Here is a 5,179-nt window from a genome sequence, read left to right as displayed (position 1 = left end):
ATCAAGGGGAAGTCATAGTAGCCCTTCTTCAGGACTCGGAGGATAATAAATATACGAAGAAGTTTCTTCTCGAAGAGCTTTACCAATCCAATAATGAAAAGTACATACCTCTCATTTCCACGTATCTGAAGGATGATAATAAAGTGGTAAKGGATACCACTATCAATTTGCTTAGGGAATATCCTGGAGCTTTACCTTTTGTGAAACCATATCTTATTCATAAGAAGCCTGCAATAAGAGAGTCAGCGGTGCAACTCTTGAACAGCTGGAATGATGAGCCTTCCCATATAGAGCTCGAGCTATTGCTACACTCAGAAAAAAATGAAAAAATCAAAATGCTTATTCTAAATATTTTAAAAGAAAAGCCGGAGATCACACATCAAGAACCGATTAGCCAAGACCATATCTCATCCTATTGCAGGGCCAAACTCGTACATGCTAAGCTTCAACAACTTGACTGGATTCCATTTGATGAATTACCGCTTATCCGATTAAAAGAGAATCAACACATTATTGAACCTGTCATTAGCCAATATTTGTTCTATACGTATGCAATTCAGAATGAGATCGTTATGAATTGGGAAGCTCGGTCGGTGGCAGAACATTTGGAACCGGAGGACCTTTCTCAAGTTGCTTGGTCTCTATTACAGCACTGGCTAGARTCAGGTGCCGATGTTCAAAAGAAATGGATTATGGCTTTTGCGACCATGTTTGGCGATGAGCGATCGATTAACCAACTTCACTCTTGTATTCTGAAGTGGCCATTAGAGTCGAGAATAGCTCTAGCGGCAGACACAGTGAAAGCATTAGTGCTTTCAAAGAAGAATTCTGGCTTACTTATTGTTGATCAATTGGCTAGGAAGAGCAAGTTTAAGCAATTAAAGAAAACAGCTCAGGAAGCTTTAGCTAAAGCTTCTAAAGAACTTGATATCGACCCAGAGGAACTTGCCGACCGCATCATTTCTAATCTAGGTTTCAATTCGACTGGTCAGCAAGTACTCCAATTTGGCGATTCAGAGCTGAAGCTGATACTTACGAAAAAGTTGGAAATCCGAATTGAGGATGCAGAAGGCAAAACCTACAAATCATTGCCGACTCCAAGGAAACATGAGGATGTAACGCAAATTAAATTAGCAATGGATGAATTCAAACAGTTGAAGAAAGAGCTGAAGCTTGTTAAGGATTCCATCGCAATCCGCTTAGAACAAGCAATGTCTACGCGGCGGTATTGGACGAAGCAAGCGTGGGAATCGCTTTTTATAGAGAATGCCATCTTACATTTCTTTGCACGCTCTTTAATTTGGKGGACGTATACGGAGGGGAAAGAATTGCAGAAATCCTTCCTTTATCTGGATGATGGGAGTTATATTTCTGCGGATCATCGTGTAGTTGTTCTGGAAGAGAATAGCTATATTCGACTTATTCACCMGCTAGAATTGATTCAAGCTTCCCTTGAATTATGGAGAGAGCAGTTGGAAAAGCTTGAGATTACTCAACCTATCGAACAATTGAATCGAAAAGTTTTTATTCCTGAGCATAACGATTCCCTTCGTGTTGAGGACTTCGGTGGCGTGCAAGTAAATGGATTCTCGTTACTAGGGAAGTTAACAAAGGCTGGTTGGCAACGCGGTTCCATCGTCGATGGGGGAGGTTATGATGAATTTTTCAAAGAGAATGAACACTTTGGGGTTGGCGTGAAATTATCTTTTAGTGGAACTTCGGTAGGGTATGAGGATGAAACTGTGACGGTATATGATCTAGTCTTTTATATAGCTGGTAAAGTGAAGAGAGGCCCTTACATTTACAGTGACATTCAGGCGGAAGATCTGATACGCCCATCGGATATTCCAAATCATTTTTATAGCGAAATTTTGTATGAAGTAGATCAAGCGTTGTCAGCACGAGTTGGCTTTGTGGAAGATTGGAAGTAAAATAGGGTTGAAAAGAGTTTTTCAAATCGGAGAGGATGAGTTAGAAATGGCCATAAACCATGAATCTCAAATTGGAGAAGTTCTGTCGACCAGCCGTTACGCAACACATTCTTTTAGTAAACAGACTTTCGAGGGCATTAAGCTACTGGCTGGACTAGGCGTGGAAGGCGATGCACACATGGGAACAACAGTGAAGCATCGCTCACGTGTTGCGCAAAATCCGGATCAACCAAATCTTCGCCAGGTTCACCTCATTCATTCGGAGTTATTCGACGAGTTAGAAGTTTCAGGTTTTCACGTAGAGCCCGGTCAATTGGGTGAAAACATTACAACATGTGGCATAGATTTACTTGGATTACCAACCGGAACAAAGCTAACCATCGGTGTGGATGCTGTCATTGAAATTACTGGACTCCGCAATCCATGTGCGCAAATTGATCATTTCCAGTCAGGGTTGTTGCAAGCCGTATTGGATCATGATGCAAATGGCAACCTCGTCCGAAAGGCCGGAGTGATGGGGATCGTGTTATCTGGTGGAGACGTTCGAGTTGGTGATGAAATCCGCGTTATCTTACCTGTGGAGCCCTATCGTCCGCTCGAACGAGTATAGAGAATGAAAGGAAATCGGGATGAAAACAATTGGATTAATTGGTGGTATGAGTTGGGAATCCTCTTTGCTCTATTACCAAATCATCAATCAGCGGGTAAAGGAAAAATTAGGTGGGCATCATTCGGCCAAAAGCCTCATGTATTCGGTGGATTTTCATGAGATTAAGACGCTTCAGCATGAGGGTAAATGGGAAGAAGCGACAAGCGTCATGATCGATTCCGCTCAAAAACTGGCATCTGCCGGTTCGGATTGTATCGTCATTTGTACGAATACGATGCACAAGATGGCCAAAGAAGTTGAAGACGCCGTATCCATCCCGTTGCTTCATATTGCGGATGCAACTGCCATGGAGATCGTAAAAGCTGGCATTAAGAAAGTTGCTTTACTCGGCACAGCCTTTACGATGGAACAAGATTTCTACAAAGGCAGACTTGTTGAGAAATATGATCTTGAAGTACTCGTCCCTCCTGCAGCCGCAAGGAAAATTGTTCATGATATTATCTACGAAGAGTTATGTCTCGGAACGATAAAGGAGGATTCCAAGCAATCCTATATAGAGATCATCCGAGATTTAGTCAATGAAGGGGCAGAAGCAGTTATTTTGGGCTGTACGGAAATTACGCTTTTAATAGCTCAACAGGATGCGTCGGTTCCATTGTTCGATACAACGAAAATTCATGCTGAATATGCGGTTGATTTTGCATTAAGGGATGTTGAACATGATTTATGAGATAACGACACGGTGGGATGAAGCGCTTTGGGAGAAAGCGGAGCACGTATACAATGAAGCCTTTCCTGAACATGGTAGAAAAAATCGTACACTCATTCGAAGCATGTTCGAAAGAGGGATCTGTATGCTGCACACGTGGAGCCTTGATGAAGATGTGGTTGCAATGGCGCTTACCGCTTTGAATATCAAAGCACGAATTCTTATTATCGATTATATTGCGGTTCGCCAAGAGCAGCGAGGTCATGGTGTAGGTTTGGCATGTATGCGTGACATTCGAAATTGGGCAGAGAACGAAGCAGGCTGTCTGGGCATCGTCATTGAGGTCGAGGCGGAACCTTCCAATGAAAATGCGGATCGAATTCGATTCTGGGAAAAAGCCGGATTTCATTTGACCGATTATGTGCACTCCTACATTTGGGTCCCTGAAACCTATCGGGCTATGTATATGAGCTTTGGGTCGTTCGAACAGCATGACGGGAGACAATTGTTCGATTATATTACTGAGTATCATGAGAAAGCCTATCGTGTAAAAGGGTAATGAGAATAGCCCACTCCTTGATTAGGAGGGGCTATTTCTAATAATCTTTTTGGTTGCGCTATATTTGAATAGCATACGTAATAGTGGTGGTACCGCAAAGAAGATGAAAAAAGTGCGAAATAACTGATAGCCAACAACCACGGATAAATTAGCATTAATCTCGTGAGCGATGATCCCCATCTGGTCCATTCCGCCTGGTGCGAGACTAAGTAAAGCCGTTGATTTGGAGATGGCATGCAGCTGCATAAAAATAAAACTGAGTCCAAATGAGCCTAGAAGAAGGACTAGACTACTGCCAATTGCAAGCGAAATGATCTGGACCTTGTGGTTGAGTTGGGCTGGTTTGAGCATTAATCCTACCTGGATACCAATCATGATCTGTGCTGCGTTAATTATACTTGTTGGCAACGCCGGTCCATGAAGTCCTAGGAGTTGAATGATTGCCGTACTGAAGGCAGGGCCGAGCAAAAAGGCAGTTGGAAATTTGATTTTATGACCTAGAAGTGCACAACTGATGCTGACTACGGCGAAAATGAAGAAATTCGGTGTTAGGGCACCCCAGCTTGCAGACGTAGTCGTTACCGATTGAATCAGAGTTTGGGCGGTATGCTGATTACCCATAATCGGACTAAACACCAGCAACGGCACACTGATAACGATCATCATAAGGCGAATGACTTGCAAGACGGTCACGATAGTTAAATTGATACCCTCTGTCTCTTCCGCCAAAATAACCATTTGTGTAAGCCCGCCAGGTATGCTTCCGAGCAATGCTGTTTTGAAGTTAATCCGAGATAGCTTGGATATGACGTAGGCAAGTAATACGCAGAGTAGCATTAAAAGCAATGTCATGAGCAGCATGGAAGGCAGTTGAATCGCCATTTCATGTAAAGCTGTCGCGGTCATGGAGAGACCTATCGTGTATCCGACAATGATGAGTCCTGCATTTCTAATCGGGGTAGGCCATGCATATCGCTCTTTGAACACATTGGAACCAATCAATACCGCGATCATCGGGCCAAGCAGCCACGGGATGGGAATACGTAGAAGTTGGAACAAGTAACCACCTAACAGGGCAGTAATGAGAGCTATGAACAGCTTCATGGGTTTATTTAAGGAAATCTTATTTATTGCCATGGATCCAATTCACCACCTTGACAGAACTGTACTTATGTTAGCACAGTTCTACTATGCGTTCAAATAGGTCACATTTAAGGCTAAAACCAACACGGAAAGTCGAGGTAATTCATCGTGATTTTAAGAAGGATGTATCGTGCGGAATGGCAAACAGGGATGAAGGAAGTAGGTGTAAACGCACTAGAACTAGACAAACAAGCACGATTGTTGGTAGCCCAAGGTGAGCTAATGAC

General features: G+C 43.0%; 5 protein-coding genes. 4 read left to right on the top strand and 1 reads right to left on the bottom strand.

Annotated features, from left to right (window positions below):
* The 4 genes from AC1DLM_RS34660 to AC1DLM_RS34645 all read left to right on the top strand — a co-directional run.
* The coding region (locus AC1DLM_RS34660) for a DUF4132 domain-containing protein (RefSeq protein WP_477572528.1) at nucleotides 1–1,931 on the top strand (1,931 nt) is incomplete at its 5' end.
* A 46-nt stretch (nucleotides 1,932–1,977) separates the two neighbouring features.
* Nucleotides 1,978–2,541: an MOSC domain-containing protein gene (locus AC1DLM_RS34655; RefSeq protein ID WP_441991908.1), complete on the top strand. Its 564-nt coding sequence runs from the start codon at nucleotides 1,978–1,980 to the stop codon at nucleotides 2,539–2,541.
* A 19-nt stretch (nucleotides 2,542–2,560) separates the two neighbouring features.
* Entirely contained in the window at nucleotides 2,561–3,271 is a 711-nt protein-coding gene (locus AC1DLM_RS34650; protein ID WP_441991907.1) for an aspartate/glutamate racemase family protein, read from the top strand.
* A complete protein-coding gene (locus AC1DLM_RS34645; RefSeq protein ID WP_441991906.1) occupies nucleotides 3,261–3,809 on the top strand; it encodes a GNAT family N-acetyltransferase in 549 nt (182 codons plus the stop codon). The genes AC1DLM_RS34650 and AC1DLM_RS34645 overlap by 11 nt, the downstream gene beginning before the upstream one ends.
* 21 nt (nucleotides 3,810–3,830) lie before the next feature.
* Here the strand turns inward: AC1DLM_RS34645 and AC1DLM_RS34640 are convergent, their stop codons facing one another.
* A complete protein-coding gene (locus AC1DLM_RS34640; RefSeq protein WP_441991905.1) occupies nucleotides 3,831–4,946 on the bottom strand; it encodes an AbrB family transcriptional regulator in 1,116 nt (371 codons plus the stop codon).
* Nucleotides 4,947–5,179: the final 233 nt, after the last annotated feature.

It is taken from the genome of Paenibacillus sp. 01T442, from assembly GCF_056398345.1.
Note: the sequence above shows the minus strand (reverse complement) of the source record. Positions and strands in the feature narration are given on the sequence as shown.